The organism is Hymenobacter lutimineralis, assembly GCF_008271285.1.
In the GTDB taxonomy this organism is placed as follows: domain Bacteria; phylum Bacteroidota; class Bacteroidia; order Cytophagales; family Hymenobacteraceae; genus Hymenobacter; species Hymenobacter lutimineralis.
In genome coordinates this window covers 153824-170297 of the sequence record NZ_VTHL01000004.1, presented here as the reverse complement: position 1 = coordinate 170297, position 16474 = coordinate 153824, and the positions used below count along the sequence as shown (strand labels likewise).

Here is a 16474-nt window from a genome sequence, read left to right as displayed (position 1 = left end):
GCGGAGAGTAGATATTTGGAAAATCTATGGTTAAAAGCAAAAAAAGCCTCCCTGGATAACCAGGGAGGCTTTTGTAAGCGGCTTGTAAGTTAAAACTAGTAACCGGTGTTCTGCACGATGAGGCCGTTGCTGGTCTGCAGCTCGCGCTGGGGAATGGGCCACAGGTTGCGGAACTCCTGGGTAACCAAGGGCAGCGTCATCTGTACCAGCCCGGTGCGACGCAGGTCAAACCAGCGGAAGCCTTCGTTGGCTAGCTCTACCCGGCGCTCCTTCAGAATGGCGGACACAACAGCTCCGGGGGTATTAGCCAATAGCACGTGAGGAGGAATATTGCCTTGTGCGTCGGCAGGAGGGGTTTCAAATACGTAAGGGGCCAATCCAGCCCGTTTGCGCACTTGGTTAGTTAGGACTATTGCCTGGTCCGTCTGGCCAAGTTGAGCCAAGGCTTCTGCCCAAGTTAGGACCACTTCACCGCTGCGAACCAGAATCACGTTATCGTCGCTGGAAGCTATGCGGTAATATTTACGAGTAGTACCGCTGGGAAAAACGCCGGGTACAGCAGTAGCAGCCGTTACCACATTCACGTTCCGACGCAGGTCGCCGGCCTCGTGTGCGGGCCCCAGGCCCGTGGCCGGGTCTACTTCATTGCGGCCGCCCGAGGCGGCTGGAAACCAGAAGAAAGCAAGGGTGTTACCGTCTACCGGATCAAAACCTAGCTCCCAAATCGACTCTGACGAGAACTTCTGCGAAAATATGGCGTCGTAGCTAGCGCCCGTAATGTTGGTTGCTAGCGACTTGGCGGGGGTCAAGCCCTGCAGTGTTGCATCTACCTGCGAGGCATAGTCAGCCGCTGCTTCATAGTTGCGCAGACGAAGTTCCAGGCGGGCACGTAAGGCCAGCACAGTTGCCTTACCGATATAAGCCTTGGTGCTACGTTCGCCCGGTAGGGTTTGGGCCGCAAAATCCAGGTCTTCCCGAATAGCGGCTACTACTTCGGCTTCCGTGCTCCGGGCAATGGGCTTGATTTCTTCCCCCGTGATGCTGGTGGTCGGTGTCAGGCGCAGCGGTACGCCTACGCCACCGGCGTAGCCGTAGCCAGCCGGCGTGCCGCCCCAGTAGGCCAGTAGGTTCATATAGTGGAAAGCCCGCAAAGCACGAGCTTCAGCCAGTGCAGTGTTCTTGTCGAAACTGGGGTCGTTCAGGCGCTCCGCCTGCTGGATAACGTAGTTCACGCGGTTGATGCCCGCGTAAATCGTGTTCCACATGTTCGTGAGCTCCACGTTGTCGGGCAGGATGGCTGCGTTGGCAATGTTGGCGAAGCTGGGAAACGTGCCCGTGTGGCGGGCGTTATCGGCTCCCAGATCGGCAAACAGCTGGTAGCGCAGGCCCAGGTAGTTGGCGCTCTGCAGAATGTCGTAGCTGCCCCGGATTGCCGCTTGGATATCGGCCGGCGTTTTCAGGCCCGCCGTGGCATCCAGGCTGTTCTGGGGCTCTACGTCCAGAATTTTCTCGCAGGACGAGCCGCCGAAGCCCAGGGTAAGCATCAGTGCTGCGGGCAGCAGGCGGCGGCTAAAAGAACGAATATGTACCATGAAAATCAGAGAAGTAAAGGGGAGAGATTAGAAACCCAGGCTGATACCGCCGGTGATGGTGCGGGCCTGCGGGAAAACCAGGAAGTCGGTACCCAACGCTGTGTTGGACCCGCTGAAGGTGTTTACTTCCGGGTCGAGGCCGGAGTAGTCGGTGAGCGTCACCAGGTTCTGGGCCTGAGCATACACGCGCAGGGAGCTTAGCTTAAAGCGCTGGGTAACTGCCTGAGGCACGGTGTAGCCGATGGTCAGGTTTTTGAGGCGGGCATAGGAACCATCTTCGATGAAGCGGTCCGAGACCCGACGGTTGTTGTTCGGGTCGCCGTACACGGCCCGGGGCACGTTGGTGTTGGTATTGCTCGGCGTCCAGCGGTTCAGCACGGAAGCATCCTGGCCAAATACGCCGTTCATACCCTGGGCAAAAGCAATGTTGTTGTTGTAAATCTTGTTGCCGTAGCTGTACTGAATAAAGGCACTCAGGTCGAAGCCTTTCCAGCGGATGGTGTTCGTCAGGCCCCCAAAGAACTTGGGCTGGGCATTGCCCAGAATTTCCTGGTCGTCGCCGGTGATGCGGCCATCGGGGCGGCCCGTAAGGTTGCCATTCGCGTCGCGGCCGTTGATGTCGCGGAACTTAATGTCGCCGGGGCGGGTGAGAGCCGCCTGGTAGCGGGCCGTAGCCGAGCCGGTAGCCGCCCGAGCGGCGGCATCCAGCGCATCAATTTCCTCCTGGGTCTGGAAGATGCCTTCTACGCGGTAACCCCGGAAGGCCCCCAGCGGCTGACCTACAGCAAGCCAGCTGGCAAAGCCCCGGGCCGAGCCCTGGTCGCCTTCCGTCAGCTTGGTCACTTCGTTGCGGTTGAAGGCAATGTTGAAGTTCGTTTCCCAACTGAAATTACCAGGCTCTTCGGCGCGCACGTTCACAGTGTTTAGCGATACTTCCAGCCCGCGGTTACGCATGTTGCCGATATTCTCGCTGTAGGAGAGGTAACCCGTATTGCCGGGTACCAGACGGTCGAGGAGCAGGTCGCGCGTGTCGCGGTTGTAGGCATCTACGGCCAGGTACACGCGGTTGTCAATCAGGCCCACGTCGAGGCCTACGTTGGCAGTAGCCGTCCGCTCCCACTGCAGGTTGCGGTTCTCAAGCTGCCCAATGGCCAGACCACCCACTTGCTGGAAGTTGGCCCCGGTGTTGATCAGGCCGCGGGAGGCGAAGTTGCCCACCTCCTGGTTACCCGTTTCGCCGTAGCTGGCGCGCAACTTCACATCCGAAACGATGCTATTGTCTTTCAGGAAAGCTTCTTCCGAGATGCGCCAGCCCACCGAGGCAGCCGGGAAAATACCGTAGCGGTTGTTTACCCCGAAGCGGGAAGAACCGTCGCGGCGCACACTGGCACCCAGCAGGTACTTGTCCCGGAAGTTGTAGTTGACCCGCACCAGCGTGCCAAACAGGCGGTACTGGGTTTCGCTGGAAGAGGCGTTGGTTTTCACGGCGGCGGCGGCCAGCTGCCGTACCGTGTTGCCGGGGAAGCCGGTGCCCTGGGCAATAACGGAGTTGAACGTGCTCTGCTGGTAGTCAAGCACCACCTGGCCGTTCAGCGTATGGTCGCCGAAAGTCTTGGTGTACAGGAACGAGCTGATGTGGTTGAAGTTGGCGTCGGTGTTGATGGCTGCAATGCCTGAGCCGTTGGTACCCCGGCCCGTGTTCGTGGTGGTCGGGAAGAAGGCTTCGTCCTTGAACTGGAGGTAGTCGAGGCCGAAAGTAGCCCGGTACTTCAGGTCCTTAATAAACTCAAACTCGGTGTAGTGCGTGCCAATCACGCGGGAGCTGATGCCTTTCAGATAAGGCTCCCGGGCGGCGGCCAGGGGGTTTTCGGTGGATGAGGCCGGGTCTTTGGCGTAGGTGCCATCGGGGCGGAACACCGGAATGTCGCTGGCCACCAGCACGGCCGTACTCAGTACCCCGTTGATGTTGTTATCGTTCTGAATCCGGGTGTTCACGCCGCGGTTCAGGCCCAGGTTTAAGCCCATCCGGATGTGGTCCGACAGCTTGTTGTCCAGCACGATGCGGCCGCTGGCGCGGTTGAAGCCCGAGCCAATGATGATACCGTCCTGGCTGAAGTAGCTGCCGCTTACCCGGTAAGAGTTCCGATCCGTGCCGCCGCTGATGTTCAGCTCGTGGTTGGTGATGGGCGCGGTGCGCAGAATTTCATTGGCCCAGTTGGTGTTGGGTGCCGTGCTGGGGTCCTGGAACTGAGCTAGGTCGCGGATGCCGTCCCCGTTGTCGATGATGATGTACTGGCCCTGGTCGTCTACGCCCAGGTTGGCATCACTGAACAGGTAACCCGTCAGGTCGGCGTAGCTGCGCCAGTTTACCCCAAAGGCCGAAATCTGGCCGTTAACAAGCGGGTAGCGGTTACGGGCCTGATCCAGGAACAGTTCCGTCTGCTGCTGGCCTGTGAGGGCCTCGGGCTTTTTCCAGGCCGTCTGCGCACCCCGGTAGTAGTCGATGCCCACGCGGGTGCGGCCGGCTTTACCCCGTTTGGTGCTGATGAGCACTACGCCGTTGGAACCGCGGGAGCCGTAAATAGCGGCGGCCGCGGCATCCTTCAGCACTTCAATCGATTCGATGTCGTTCGGGTTCAGGTCGGAGAGGGCGTTGGTTAGCTGGCCTCCGGTGCCCACGTTGGTGTAACTGCCGGTGTTGATGGGCAGGCCATCAATCACGTAGAGCGGCTCGCTGCCGGCCCCGATGGAAGCACTACCCCGTACGCGCACGGCAATACCGGAGCCCGGTGTGCCGGAGTTTTGCGTAACCTGCACCCCAGCCGCGCGGCCCTGCAAAGCCTGGTCGACGCTGACGATGGGCTGGTTCTCGAAGTCCCGGGCCTTCACGGTGGCAATAGCGCCGGTGAGTTCCTTCCGCTCCTGCGCAATGCCAAAGCCGGTCACTACTACTTCACTTAGCTGGCGGGTGTCGGCGGCCATAATCACATCCAACCGGCTTTCATTGGTTACACTCCGCTCTACTGACGTATAGCCGATGGACGAAAAGGAAAGGGTACCGCCTGCCGCTGGTAACGAAAGAGTGTAGGTGCCGTCGGTGTTGGTGGAAACACCAATGGTCGTGCCCTTCAGCAATACAGTGATGCCCGGCAGACCTTCGTTCGTATCACGGTCCGTGACACGGCCTGTTATGGTGCGGTCCTACGCTAGTGCAATTTGCCCCAGGCCTACCACCAACAGGAAAGTCAGAAGTAAGAGTTTTCTCATGGGTTAGAGAGTTGTGATTAAAGAGGTTTTAATGTGTTCAGCTGTTTAGGCTGAGTTGGGGGATGGTAAGGCAATTATACATTCGTATTGGCTAAACAACTAGAATTTCTTGTTGTTTTTGACAATAAGCCCTGGATATGCTTGTTTTAGTAACATATAGATAAATGATATGTTTAGACGATTAATGTAATATTACCTATATGATCAAATTTATTTTAGAGGCGATGCAACCATAGAGGGTGCTGAGTTAAGTCATAAATCGACTTTTTAGCCGAAAATGCTATGTGTTCTTTTATCTCAGATAAATCTTCTCAGGCACCGATTCTCCAACATAGCTATGGTCCTGGCTGGCCCTTTAAGGCGGATACCTGACGAGGGCTGTGCAGTCTGACAGGCGCTGACTACTTAGCCGCGCGGGCTCAAGTGGCGGCCGTGCCATCTAAGGCATTGCCTGGGCGCAACGCCTGCAACGGTCTGCTGATTCGCGGTTCTTTGGCTTCGAATCCTTTATTAGTTGTTCCTGTATGCTTTCATACCAACTCCTCGTATTGGCGGGTGGCCTCACGCTGGCGGCGCCCGTAGTGGCCCAGCAAGGCACCAAGGCCGATGCTGCCACCCTGGCCAAAATCAAAGACGAGGGCCTAAACCGCTCCAAGGTGATGGACACGGCCTTTTACCTGACCGACGTGTGCGGCCCGCGCCTGGCTAACTCTGAAGGCCTGAACCGCGCCAACGAGTGGACCAAAAAGCAGCTTGCCGACTGGGGCCTAGCCAAAGCTGCTATTGAGCCTTGGGGTACCTTCGGGCGGGGCTGGGACATCGAAAAATCGTACGTCGCCATGACGGCGCCGTACTACCATACCCTCATTGGGGCGCCCAAAGCCTGGACGCCGGGCACGAACGGGGCGCTTAAAAAAGCGGTGGTGGTCGTGAAGGCTGCCACTGAAGCCGAGCTTGATAAGTACAAGGGGCAACTGCGCGACAAAATTGTGCTGCTGAACGTGACGAATGTGCCCAAGCCGTCCTTTGAACCCGATGCCCGGCGCTACACCGACGAGGAGTTGAAGAAAATGGCCGACTTCAAGCCCGAAGCGCCCACCACAGCTCGCCCCGCCGATGCGGAAGCAGAAAAGCGCCTGGCCGAGCGCAAAGCCCTGATGGCCCTGCGCACCAAGCTGGCCGACATGCTGGTGAGCGAAGGTGCCGCCGCCGTGCTAAGTTCCCGCGGCGGCTCCGATGGCACGTTCTTCACCAGCAATGGGGCACCCTATGCCGTCGACGCCAAGCCCGTGCTGCCCGAGCTGGAAATGGCTCCCGAAGACCAGTTGCGCCTGATTCGGCTGGCCGAAGCGGGCATTCCCGTGGAAATTGAACTTGAAACCCGCACCCGCTTTCAAACCCAGGATTTGAAGGGCTACAACGTGGTAGCCGAAATCCTCGGCACCGACAAAAAGCTGAAAAGTGAAGTAGTAATGCTGGGCGGCCACCTCGACTCCTGGCACGCTGCCACCGGTGCCACCGACAATGCTGCCGGCTGCGCCATCATGATGGAAGCTGTCCGTATTTTGAAAGCCACCGGCGTGCAGCCCCGCCGCACCATTCGCATTGCACTCTGGGGCGAGGAGGAGCAGGGCCTGCACGGCTCCCGCGGCTACGTGAAAAACCACTTCGCCGACCCTGCTACCATGCAACTGCTGCCCGAGCACGAGAAGCTGGCTGCCTACTTCAACCTCGACAACGGGGCCGGCAAAATCCGGGGCATTTATGCCCAGGGCAACGAAGCAGTGGCTCCCATTTTCCAGGACTGGCTGAAGCCCTTTGCTGATATGGGTGCTACCACCGTCACGCTACGCAACACCGGCGGCACCGACCACCTCTCGTTTGATGCCGTGGGCCTACCCGGCTTCCAGTTTATCCAAGACCCACTCGATTATGGCACCCGCACCCACCACACCAACATGGACACCTACGAGCGGCTCCCCGCCGACGACCTCAAGCAGGCCTCAGTAGTGGTGGCCTCTTTCGTGTACCAAGCCGCCATGCGCGACGCCAAGCTGCCGCGTAAGCCCCTGTCCGCCGCTAAGCCGGAAGGACGAATGTAGTCTCCAAGGGCCCAAAGGCCTAATGCCCCACTGGTTGCTTTCGCTTACAGCAACCAGTGGGGCATTGTTGTTTTCCTAGAGCCAGATGGTTAGTCGAGTGGATTATGCTCTCAGCTGTTTTTAGCCCGCCACTGCTTTATTAGGTGCGTTCGGGCTTTACACGCGGCGTGTGTAAGCATAGAAGGCTCTAAAACCATTTCTCTTTCAAATGCCCGGATTGTTCGCTGAGCTTGTTCATCTGTTTCCGCAGGAAAAGAACAGGCCTTGGGGTTCCAACCTGCTTGCTGCTGCCACCAAGTCATATCTACCGGGCAACTCTCAGGTACGGCAGTGGTTGCCGCAGTAGGGAAGCTAGCCTGACCAAGCACATACTGAACAAAAGATTCTGGTAAACGAACCAGGTGACGATGTACATAATGCGCGAGTCCCTCCGGCCAGCAATAAGTGCCATCTGTAAGGTCCGCAGCGCCCATGCTCGCCGCTGCAGTGCCGCAGCGAAAACGGCACCAGCTGTACCCCATCCAGTAGCACAAGGGCTTGCCTTGGAGTAAATAGTCCAGCACCATCTGGCGTTCGTGCTGCGGCCACTGCGCATCAATAAACTAAGCTGGGTCAGGCAGTTCTGGCTCCAGCAGGCTACGCCAGAAACCAATACCGATTAAGGGCTCCATATGTACAGAGTTACCCTAGCTGCTCTTTGAATAGCCGCAGTGTCCGTTCCCAGGCTAGCTTGGCGGCTTCGGCATTGTAGCGGGCGGGGGAGGAGTCGTTGTTGAAGGCGTGATTGACACCCTCATACACGAACTGTTCAAACGGCACACCGGCGGCTTTCAGGGCGGTTTCGTAGGTGTCCTTACCGGCATTGACTCGCTCATCGAGGCCGGCGTAGTGCAGCATGAGGTGAGCTTTGATGCGGGTGAGGTCGGCGGTGGCTTCGGGCTGGGTTCCGTAGTACGCCACGGCGGCGTTTAGCTGCGGGTCGTGCAGGGCCAGCTGGTTGGCCATAGCCCCGCCCCAGCAGAAGCCCACGCAGCCGGTGCGGCCGTTGCTTTCCGGGCGGGCGCGCAGGTAGCGTAAGGCGGCGAGGTAGTTGTTCAGGTTCTGGGGCTTGTCCAGCTTGCCGATGAGCGTGCGTCCTTCGTCTTCGTTGGCGGGCGTACCCCCGAACACCGATAACGCATCCACGCCCAGGGCCAGGTACCCGGCCTGGGCTACGCGTTGGGTTACGTCTTTGATATGCGGCGTGAGGCCCCGGTTTTCGTGAATGACCACCACGGCCCCGCGCTTTTTCTTGTCTTTGGGGTGCACCAGCAAACCCTTCATGGTCACGCCGGCGTCGCCGGGCCAGGTTACTTCTTCCGCTACCAGCTTGCTTTTCTCGTTGTCGCCGGGGGTAGCCGCCTGCGCGTAACCGGGCTCCAGGGCTGCCAGGGCCGCGGCTGCCAGGGCCGTGCCGCCGGTTAACTTCACGAGGCGGTCCAGGAAATCCTTGCGGCTAAGCGGGGCGTGGGTGTATTCGTCGAACAGGTTGATGATGCGCTGATCCATGCGGCGGGGAAGGGGAAGTGGTGGAGAAAGATAGGGAAACCCGCCCGAAGCTGCACCGGCGCTTTAGGCACTCGCGCCTCAGTTTCCGGCACTCGCACGATTTTTCCGGCACTCCCGCGAAAGTGCCTGCATTTGGGGCAGCGCAAGCGCAGTTTTGGGTCATCAATCAACCCTCAACCACTTCTTTTGCTATGGACACGAACAAGCTTACCCGCGACGTAAAATTCCTGAAAGCCTACGCACTAAGCACGCTGCTAGTCCCGGCGGTAGCCCTGCTCTGCGCCTTCGGCAAGCCCGATAAGCCGGTGCGCTTTGGCGAAATATCGGTAGAGCGCCTGAACCTGGTGGAGCGCGACGGCACCGTGAAGATGATGATGAGCAACAAGGAGCGGTTTCCGCAGGGCGTCACCATCGACGGCAAGCACATCGACTACAAGCGGCCCCACCCCGGCATGTTGTTCTACAATGACAAGGGCGAGGAGTGCGGTGGTCTAATCTTCGGCGGTGAGAAGGGCCCGGATGGTAAGCCTTCGGCCGGGGGCCACCTGTCGTTCGACCGGTTTGGGCAGGACCAGGTTATTGCGCTCAACTACCAGGAACAGGGCGGGGGCTACAAGGCCGGCCTCACCTTCAACGATGCTCCTGAGGAATCGGTGGCCGTGCTGAACGAGAAGTACAAGAACGCCACGCCCGAGGAAAAGCAGCAAGCCCAGAAGGAAGGCAAGCTGGGGCTGATGACGCGCATGTACGTGGGAACTACTGCCGGCCGCTCCTCGGCCGTAATTATGGCCGATCAGCGCGGGGCCACCCGCATGATGATGGTGGCCAACACCGACCAGTCCACCCTCGACTTTAAGGACAGCCAGGGCCGCACTCGCCTGACCATCGGGGTCGATAAAAACAACCAGCCTGTGCTGCGCTTCCTCGACGAAACCGGCAAGGAGATGAAGCCGGCCGGCCAATTCTAAATCTGTGACAGCAGAAAACGAGTCTGTCATCCTGCGCTTGCGAAGGTTCTTACCACGTTGTAACAGTCTGTTCATGCGTGACAAGGTCCTTCGCAAGCGCAGGATGACAGGGGAGTTTGGCTAGCTTACCGCTAAAATCCGTTACGCATGCGCAAAAAGCCCTGGTTCTACCTGTTCATGTTCGCGCTGTCGTTACTGCTGGCGCTGTACACGCGCCTGACCATGGCCGTAACGGCGGAGGACTTTTACCTGTTCCCGGATGCGCCGTTCTGGACGTTTCTGCAGGCCCTGCTGATTGTGTGGCTGCTGGACCGGCTGCACGCCCGGGCCTTGCGCCGGGGGCAGGCGTCGGGGCAGGCCCGCTACTTCTTTGGGCTGCTGTGGCGCGGGGCGCTGCTGTTTGTGGGCCTGACGCAGCTGCTCACAGCGGTGCTGGAGTTCACCCACATTGGGCACGACAATTACGCCGGCTGGTACCCGGTGGTGCGTAACCTTTCGTCGGATATATTTCTGTACCTGTTGGTAGGCAGCGTGTACCTGCCGTTTCTGTACCAGCAGCACGCTGCCCAGGTGCGAGTGGAGGTGGAGCGCCTGGAAAAAGAAGCCACCCAGGCCCGCCTGCAGGCCCTGCAGCAGCACGTCGATCCGCATTTTCTGTTCAACAACCTCAACATCCTGACCGCTCTGATCGAGCCTGCCAATACCGCCGCCCACGACTACGTCACCCATCTGGCCAGCCTATACCGCTACCTGGTGCGCACTCGCCAGCACGATGCCGTGCCGGTGGCCGAAGAAATGGCCTTCCTGCGCGACTACCAGTTTCTGCTGCAGCGGCGCTTTGGGGCGGCGTACGTGTTTGAGGAAGATGTACAGATCTCCGCCGATGAGTTGCAGCAGCTGCTGATTCCGCCCGGGGTAGGGCAGGAGTTGCTTACCAATGCCCTCAAGCACAACCTGGGCAGCCGTGCCCGGCCGTTGCGCGTGCGCCTCACCCTCACGGCCACCAGCCTGCAGATAAGCCACGCCCGCCAACCCCGCCCGGTGCCGGCAACCGGCGAAGGCAGTGGCCTGGCCGGGCTGCGTGCCCGCCTGGCCCTGCTCCATGATACGCCCGTGCGTATCGACGACACGCCCGAGCATTTCAGCGTTACGCTGCCCCTGGTGCGCCGGGCCTTGGTGCCAGCGTAAACTGAATTCTGCCGCGTTTTCTGCGCTTTTTACCCAGTTTTGACACCCTCTCCGCGTAGCCACTCACTACTCCCTACTCCCTACTCACTACTCACTTCCTATGCTGCGTCTGCTGTTGATTGAAGACGAGGAACCCGCTCTCGACCAACTCCGCCGCTTTGCCTTGCAGTACGCGCCGGCCGCCACCATTGTGGGCGAGTGCCAGCAGGTGAGCGAAGCCGTGGAGTTCCTGCGCCAGCACCCGGCCCCCGATTTGATTTTGTCGGATATCGAACTGCTGGACGGCAACGTGTTTCAGCTGTTCGGGCAGGTGGCCGTTAGCAGCCCCGTCATCTTCGTCACGGCCTACGACTCGTTTCTGGTGCAAGCCTTCGAGCAGAATGGCATTGCCTACGTGCTTAAGCCAGTCCAGTACGCGCAGTTTGCCGCCGCCATGCAGAAGTTTGAGCGGCTGCGGCAGTCGTTTCAGGGAGCGGCGCTGCAGCAACTGGCCGCCACGCTGGGCCAGGCCACGCCGGCTCCGACCCATAAGCAGCGGCTTGTCAGTAAAACCCGCCAGGGCCTGTACCTGCTCGAGGTGGCCAATCTGCTGTATTTTCAGCTGCGCAACGGCGTCACCCACGCCTACGACGCTCAGGGGCGGGACTATGTACTCAACGAAACCCTCAGCCAGCTGGAAGCCCAGCTCGATCCGACCCGCTTTTTCCGCCTAAATCGCACCGAAATCGTGCAGCTAAGCGCCATTGAGCGGTTGGAGCCTTACTTCAACGATACGCTGGTGGTACACTTGCGTGGGCAGCCCGTGAGCCTCACCGCCAGCACCCACCGCACCCCAGAGCTGCGGCGCTGGCTGGGCCTGAAATAACAACTGCTTGGCAGCAGCAAGGCCCGGCAGTTCCCTGAGAGAGGAAAGACCGGGCCTTGCTGTTGCCGCCAATTAGCCCGGTTATTCCTCCCGGTTTACGGTAGCAGGGTTGAAGGCCGGTACGCACACCGACCAATACTCGCACTCGGCGTCGAAGGGGTTGGAGTAGCGCACCCGAGCGCCTCCTTTGATCAGCAGGGCTTGCCCGGCCTGCAACTCCACGGTTTCGCCATCAATTTCAAACCGCTTGCGGCCGCGCACCACAATGGTGATTTCGTCGAATTCGGGAGTTTGGTGGGGCTCACTCCAATGCGGCGGGGCCACCATGTGCGCCAGGCTGTACTGGCCGGTGCCGGTGCTGGCGTGGCCTACGTGCTCCTCAATGAGCTTGCCATCGGTGGTGGGTACCACAAAGGGCGCAGGGTTCAGAATATAACGTTTGTCGGACATAGGGCAGCAAAACTAGTTGGTAGACGCAGGGGGGCATTCCCCTTTAGTAAAGCTCGTTACACCGGCGTTGTTTGCCTGGCATGCATTGCCATACGTTTTGCCGTCGCAGCCACATACTGGGTCGTACTGCATCGTGCACATGGCATCCTTCCGGATTTTGGAGGCATCGATGCACTCCTTTGCAGTAGTAGCCGGGCTATCCGAGGTTTGACAGCCACCCGCGAGGGCCGCAAGCAGGAAGGGCGCCGCAAACAGAATTTTCATAGCAAAGTAAGTAGGTGAAGATTGCGCCAAAGTACGCAAGCCTAAACAAAACGGACCGCAGATGTGGGAGTATTAGCCAAAAGCTATTTTTTTGTGGCTCCCGTATAACCCCCGGCAAAAGCCTGCGTATAGGCAGGGCATCAGGTTTGGCTGCTCCTGCTTATGTTTGGGCCGCAGCCGGCCAGCCGGAGGCATCAGCTTCCAGTATACCTCAATCATTCACTTCCATTCTCTCCCTAATCATGTCGTATCACGAAGAAGACAACTCTGGTAAAATTCTCCTCGCTGCCCTAGCTGGCGCCGGTGCTGGTATCATTGCCGGCCTGCTGATGGCCCCCGACAAAGGCAAGGCTACCCGCGAAAAGCTGGGCACCGTAGCTACTAAATACAGCGGCCAGTTTGGTGAGCAGCTGTCGAAGTACGGCGAAGAGCTGGATGCCAAATTCAAAGGCTACGTAGAGAAGCTCGAAGACCTCGGCGTAACGCTGCCCGGCAGCAGCCTCAAGCTGAAAGGCGACTGGAACGAAGCCAAAGGCAAACTGCGTCAGCAGTACGCGCAGCTCACGGACGAAGATCTGGAGTATGCCGAAGGTCAGGAAGAAGACCTAGTAGGCCGTTTGCAGCAGAAACTAGGCAAAGGCAAGCGCGAAATCCACAAGCTGCTGAACGATCTGTAAGTCGACGGCAACGTGCATAACGAATCAAAAGCCCTTCCCCCTTTCCGGGGAAGGGCTTTTTTTATCAACCCTTTTTCCGCTTCTCCGTTATCTTGCCACACACGCGAGTTGTTCACCTTTTACTTCCTTTTGCTTTATGAAAGACGACAAGGGTAAAATCATTTTGTCGCTGCTGGCCGGGGCTTCCGCTGGCGTTATTGCCGGTTTGCTGTTGGCGCCCGAAACCGGGGACGAAACCCGGGCTGGCCTGCGGCAATCAGCCAGCCGCTTTTCCGACGACCTCTCCAAGCTGCTCAAGGAAGGCCTGAGCCGGCTGAATGACCTGAAAACGGGCGGTGTGTCCGCCGAGCATTCTTCGGACCGCTCCGCCGCCGACTCCCTGCTGAATGACCTGGACAGCACCGCTGAAGCTGGCAGCAGCCCGATTGAAGCGCCGGCCGCTACCGCCGAGAGCGGTGCCGCCCCAACGCCCGAGAAACAAGACGAAGTGTAAGATTCGGGCTTTCAGTAACCTCCGAGTATTGCTTCCGTTAAAGACTGTAACAAGAGCTTGAAAGAAAATTGCTTAAGGCTAAAGCAAAATTGCCGACAGTAGGAGCTTCTACCAGGATTGGTTTAACAGCCCGGTAGTAAAATCAGACTTGTCCATCGCACATTTCTTTAGGTACCCAGGCAATTGGAAGGGTAAGTTTCTTGTAAAGAAAAGCCTCCTGCAATTTTTACTGCAGGAGGCTTTTTGATTTTAGGGCTGCTCGCTTATTCCTGGGTTTCAGGTTTCGGCGCATTTTCCGATTTCGTGTATTCCGGCTTCATCTGCGGGAAGAACAGCACGTCTTGGATGGAGTTGGAGTTGGTCATAATCATGCTCAGCCGGTCAATGCCGATGCCCAGGCCAGCTGTGGGCGGCATGCCGTACTCCAGGGCCCGCAGGAAGTCCTCGTCAAGCACCATAGCCTCAGTATCGCCGCGCTTGCCCAGCTCCAATTGGTCTTCGAAACGCTGGCGCTGGTCAATAGGGTCGTTCAGCTCGGAGAAAGCATTGCAGATTTCCTTGCCGTTGCAGATAGCCTCAAAGCGCTCCACCAGGCCCGGCTTGTCGCGGTGCTTCTTGGCCAGCGGCGACATTTCCACCGGGTAGTCGGTTATGAACGTGGGCTGAATGAGCTTGGGCTCCACGTGCTCCCCAAATATCTCGTCGATGATTTTGGCTTTGCCCATGCTGGGGTCCAGTGGCACGTGCAGCTGCTGGGCCGCGGCACGCAGGCCGGCCTCATCCAACTCCGAAATATCCACCCCCGTGAAGTGCTGGATAGACTCGGCCATGGTGAAGCGCTTCCAGGGACGCTGGAAGTTGATCAGGTTCTGGCCTACCTGCACTTCGGTCTTGCCGTGCAGGGCCAGGGCTACGCGCTCTACCATTTCCTCCACCAGGTCCATCATCCAGTAGTAGTCCTTGTAGGCTACGTACAGCTCCATCTGAGTGAACTCCGGGTTGTGAAAGCGGCTCATGCCCTCATTGCGGAAGTCCTTCGAGAATTCGTACACCCCGTCGAAGCCGCCCACAATAAGGCGCTTGAGGTACAGCTCGTTGGCAATGCGCAGGTAAAGCGTCATGTCCAGCGTGTTGTGATGCGTTTTGAAGGGCCGAGCTGCCGCACCACCATACAAAGGCTGCAAAATGGGCGTTTCCACCTCCAAGTAGCCTTTGTCGTTGAGGTAGTTGCGCATGGCCTGCACCAACTGGGTGCGCTTCACGAAAGCGTCGCGCACGTGCGGGTTCACTACCAAGTCCACGTAGCGCTGGCGGTAGCGTTGCTCGGGGTCCGTGAAGGCATCATAGGTCGTTTTGTTGCCCTGCTCATCCACCGATTCCTTGACGACTGGCAAGGGGCGCAGCGCTTTGCTGAGCACCTTCAGCTCCTTCACGTGAATGGAGGTTTCGCCTACCTGCGTCTTGAACACGTAGCCTTTCACGCCCACGAAGTCGCCCAGGTCGAGCAGCTTCTTGAAGACAGTGTTATACAGCTCCTTGTCGTCGCCGGGGCAGATTTCGTCGCGGTTTACGTAAAGCTGGATGCGGCCCGTCGTATCCATGAGTTCGGCAAACGAGGCTTTACCCATCACCCGCACCGACATCAGCCGGCCTGCCAGGCTCACTTCCTGGAAGTTGTTGAGCTCGGGGTGGTAGTTGTCATGAATTTCCTGCGCGTAGAAATTCACGTCGTACAGCTCGGAGGGGTAGGGCTCGATGCCGAGCTTTTGAAGTTCCGCCAGCTTGTGGCGGCGAAGCTGCTCCTGTTCGCTGAGGTGCTGCATGAAAGTAGGTCGTTGAATAAGCCTGCAAAGGTACACACTGAGCGTTACGCTTTATGCGGGTTTTGATAATTGGGCCTGGCTCAGCTAAAAACAAAAAACGCTGCCCCAAAGGAGCAGCGTTTACGTGTATATGCAGTAAGGCTTTGAGTAGCGTTAGGCAGCAATGCCCATCTGGACCTCGGGCTGAGAGTCGCTCAGCAGCGGCTGCACTTGTTTGCGCAAGCGTTCCACTACAAAGGACCCTTGCAGGTGCTTGGGTAGTTCGGCAATCAACTGCTCATACTGCGACAGCCCCATGGCTTTGGCCACGTAGCTTTCGTGCAGCCCGTTGAGGTAGCTCACGATGTTGAGCAGGGACTGGTGGAAAAGCTTAAAGTCGATTTCCGCTTCCACGTAGCGCTCAATCTCACGGCTGGTCTGGGAGATGCGCAGGCGGCCCAGCAAATCGAAGATGGTGGTATAGCCGAGGCGCCAGGTAATCTGCTGCCAATGCGTGGCCGTCCACTTATCCAGCGGCTTGCCGGTTTTTTGGCTGCGAATGGCCGTGTTGGCGTTAGCCTGAACCTGCTGGCGAGTCCACTGCGCTTTTAGCTTGCGGGTGGTGCGCAGGAACTGGCCAATCTGGGCCTGAGCTTCGATTTCCTTACCGGCAATGTGCAGCCCAGGCTTGTAGCCCGCCAGCGGCAGCCGGTGGATGCTAAAGTCGCCATAGGAGCCAGCAGCGTAAAAGGAAATCGGGCGGGGATAGGCATTGCGCACGACTAGGCGGCCAACCTCGCGCCGAATCAGCGAAGGGTTGTTGCTGCGGACGCCCGCCGTGTACAGGAAAGCCTGCAAGCCCGCCATAATGGCGTGGTAAGCCTGCGGAAATGTCCAGTGCAGGGCATTGCGCAAATAATCCTCGTCACCCAGCTCAGCCGTGGCCCGCAAGGCATACTCCGTGCTCCAGCAAGCGTGTAGCAAACGGGTAACTGCCTGCACGTCCTGCGTCGTTAGCTCGGCCTGATGCGCCCGAAAGAAAGGCAAATGCTGCAACCCACCCAAGGCATCATCAGCCTCCTGAATGTGGTAGTTGATAGCGAAGAAGTAGTTAAGGAAAACCTGGGCCGGAATGGATTTGCGCCACGTTTCCTCGGCTTGTTTCTGCTCGTCCGTCAGTACAAGCGGAATGATGTTGTTTTCCATGTTGTCTGTCATGCATTGTTAACATGACAAGATAAAAAACAGTTGCTTGTTT

At 58.4% G+C, this 16474-nt stretch carries 13 protein-coding genes; 6 read left to right on the top strand and 7 right to left on the bottom strand.

What is annotated here, in order from left to right; translation table 11 throughout:
- Positions 1-95 precede the first annotated feature (95 nt).
- On the bottom strand, positions 96-1592 hold the full coding sequence (locus tag FY528_RS06255; RefSeq protein WP_149070127.1) for a RagB/SusD family nutrient uptake outer membrane protein: 1497 nt from the start codon (positions 1590-1592) through the stop codon (positions 96-98).
- 27 nt (positions 1593-1619) lie between these two features.
- Positions 1620-4784 (bottom strand): SusC/RagA family TonB-linked outer membrane protein, encoded by a 3165-nt coding sequence (locus FY528_RS06250; protein WP_149070126.1) that lies wholly within the window; start codon positions 4782-4784, stop codon positions 1620-1622.
- 599 nt (positions 4785-5383) lie between these two features.
- Between FY528_RS06250 and FY528_RS06245 the strand changes: the two genes are divergently transcribed.
- A complete protein-coding gene (locus FY528_RS06245; RefSeq protein WP_149070125.1) occupies positions 5384-6961 on the top strand; it encodes a M28 family metallopeptidase in 1578 nt (525 codons plus the stop codon).
- A gap of 681 nt (positions 6962-7642) precedes the next feature.
- Here the strand turns inward: FY528_RS06245 and FY528_RS06240 are convergent.
- The gene (locus tag FY528_RS06240) at positions 7643-8509 is read right to left on the bottom strand and encodes a dienelactone hydrolase family protein (protein ID WP_149070124.1); all 867 of its coding nucleotides are present in this window, start codon (positions 8507-8509) and stop codon (positions 7643-7645) included.
- 191 nt (positions 8510-8700) lie between these two features.
- Here FY528_RS06240 and FY528_RS06235 point away from each other — a divergent pair, with 191 nt between their 5' ends.
- The 3 genes from FY528_RS06235 (at position 8701) to FY528_RS06225 (ending at position 11530) form a co-directional block, all read left to right on the top strand.
- On the top strand, positions 8701-9477 hold the full coding sequence (locus FY528_RS06235; protein ID WP_149070123.1) for a hypothetical protein: 777 nt from the start codon (positions 8701-8703) through the stop codon (positions 9475-9477).
- Positions 9478-9624: 147 nt separating this feature from the next.
- Positions 9625-10665, top strand: a complete 1041-nt coding sequence (locus FY528_RS06230; protein ID WP_149070122.1) for a sensor histidine kinase — start codon at positions 9625-9627, stop codon at positions 10663-10665.
- A gap of 100 nt (positions 10666-10765) precedes the next feature.
- Positions 10766-11530 (top strand): LytR/AlgR family response regulator transcription factor, encoded by a 765-nt coding sequence (locus tag FY528_RS06225; protein ID WP_149070121.1) that lies wholly within the window; start codon positions 10766-10768, stop codon positions 11528-11530.
- 81 nt (positions 11531-11611) lie between these two features.
- On the opposite strand, the gene FY528_RS06220 is transcribed toward FY528_RS06225, so the two are convergent.
- Both FY528_RS06220 and FY528_RS06215 read right to left on the bottom strand, forming a co-directional pair.
- Complete coding sequence (locus FY528_RS06220; RefSeq protein WP_149070120.1) at positions 11612-11980, bottom strand: cupin domain-containing protein; 369 nt, start codon at positions 11978-11980, stop codon at positions 11612-11614.
- 12 nt (positions 11981-11992) lie between these two features.
- Entirely contained in the window at positions 11993-12244 is a 252-nt protein-coding gene (locus FY528_RS06215; RefSeq protein ID WP_149070119.1) for a Kazal-type serine protease inhibitor domain-containing protein, read from the bottom strand.
- Positions 12245-12486: 242 nt separating this feature from the next.
- Between FY528_RS06215 and FY528_RS21735 the strand changes: the two genes are divergently transcribed.
- Entirely contained in the window at positions 12487-12921 is a 435-nt protein-coding gene (locus FY528_RS21735) for a CsbD family protein (RefSeq protein WP_149070118.1), read from the top strand.
- A gap of 136 nt (positions 12922-13057) precedes the next feature.
- Positions 13058-13414, top strand: coding sequence for a YtxH domain-containing protein (locus tag FY528_RS06205; RefSeq protein WP_149070117.1), 357 nt, complete (start codon positions 13058-13060; stop codon positions 13412-13414).
- A gap of 263 nt (positions 13415-13677) precedes the next feature.
- On the opposite strand, the gene lysS is transcribed toward FY528_RS06205, so the two are convergent.
- Positions 13678-15237 carry a lysine--tRNA ligase gene (gene lysS, locus FY528_RS06200; protein WP_149070116.1) on the bottom strand — a complete coding sequence of 520 codons (1560 nt, stop codon included), beginning with the start codon at positions 15235-15237 and terminating at the stop codon, positions 13678-13680.
- 153 nt (positions 15238-15390) lie between these two features.
- Complete coding sequence (locus FY528_RS06195) at positions 15391-16434, bottom strand: hypothetical protein (protein WP_232066274.1); 1044 nt, start codon at positions 16432-16434, stop codon at positions 15391-15393.
- Positions 16435-16474: the final 40 nt, after the last annotated feature.

Excerpts from the sequence above, each read along its gene's own strand:
- FY528_RS06255 (WP_149070127.1), bottom strand. The coding sequence starts at position 1,592 with ATGGTACATATTCGTTCTTTTAGCCGCCGCCTGCTGCCCGCAGCACTG.
- FY528_RS06245 (WP_149070125.1), top strand. The coding sequence starts at position 5,384 with ATGCTTTCATACCAACTCCTCGTATTGGCGGGTGGCCTCACGCTGGCG.
- FY528_RS06240 (WP_149070124.1), bottom strand. The coding sequence starts at position 8,509 with ATGGATCAGCGCATCATCAACCTGTTCGACGAATACACCCACGCCCCG.
- FY528_RS06235 (WP_149070123.1), top strand. The coding sequence starts at position 8,701 with ATGGACACGAACAAGCTTACCCGCGACGTAAAATTCCTGAAAGCCTAC.
- FY528_RS06230 (WP_149070122.1), top strand. The coding sequence starts at position 9,625 with ATGCGCAAAAAGCCCTGGTTCTACCTGTTCATGTTCGCGCTGTCGTTA.
- FY528_RS06225 (WP_149070121.1), top strand. The coding sequence starts at position 10,766 with ATGCTGCGTCTGCTGTTGATTGAAGACGAGGAACCCGCTCTCGACCAA.
- FY528_RS06220 (WP_149070120.1), bottom strand. The coding sequence starts at position 11,980 with ATGTCCGACAAACGTTATATTCTGAACCCTGCGCCCTTTGTGGTACCC.
- FY528_RS06215 (WP_149070119.1), bottom strand. The coding sequence starts at position 12,244 with ATGAAAATTCTGTTTGCGGCGCCCTTCCTGCTTGCGGCCCTCGCGGGT.
- FY528_RS21735 (WP_149070118.1), top strand. The coding sequence starts at position 12,487 with ATGTCGTATCACGAAGAAGACAACTCTGGTAAAATTCTCCTCGCTGCC.
- FY528_RS06205 (WP_149070117.1), top strand. The coding sequence starts at position 13,058 with ATGAAAGACGACAAGGGTAAAATCATTTTGTCGCTGCTGGCCGGGGCT.
- lysS (WP_149070116.1), bottom strand. The coding sequence starts at position 15,237 with ATGCAGCACCTCAGCGAACAGGAGCAGCTTCGCCGCCACAAGCTGGCG.
- FY528_RS06195 (WP_232066274.1), bottom strand. The coding sequence starts at position 16,434 with ATGACAGACAACATGGAAAACAACATCATTCCGCTTGTACTGACGGAC.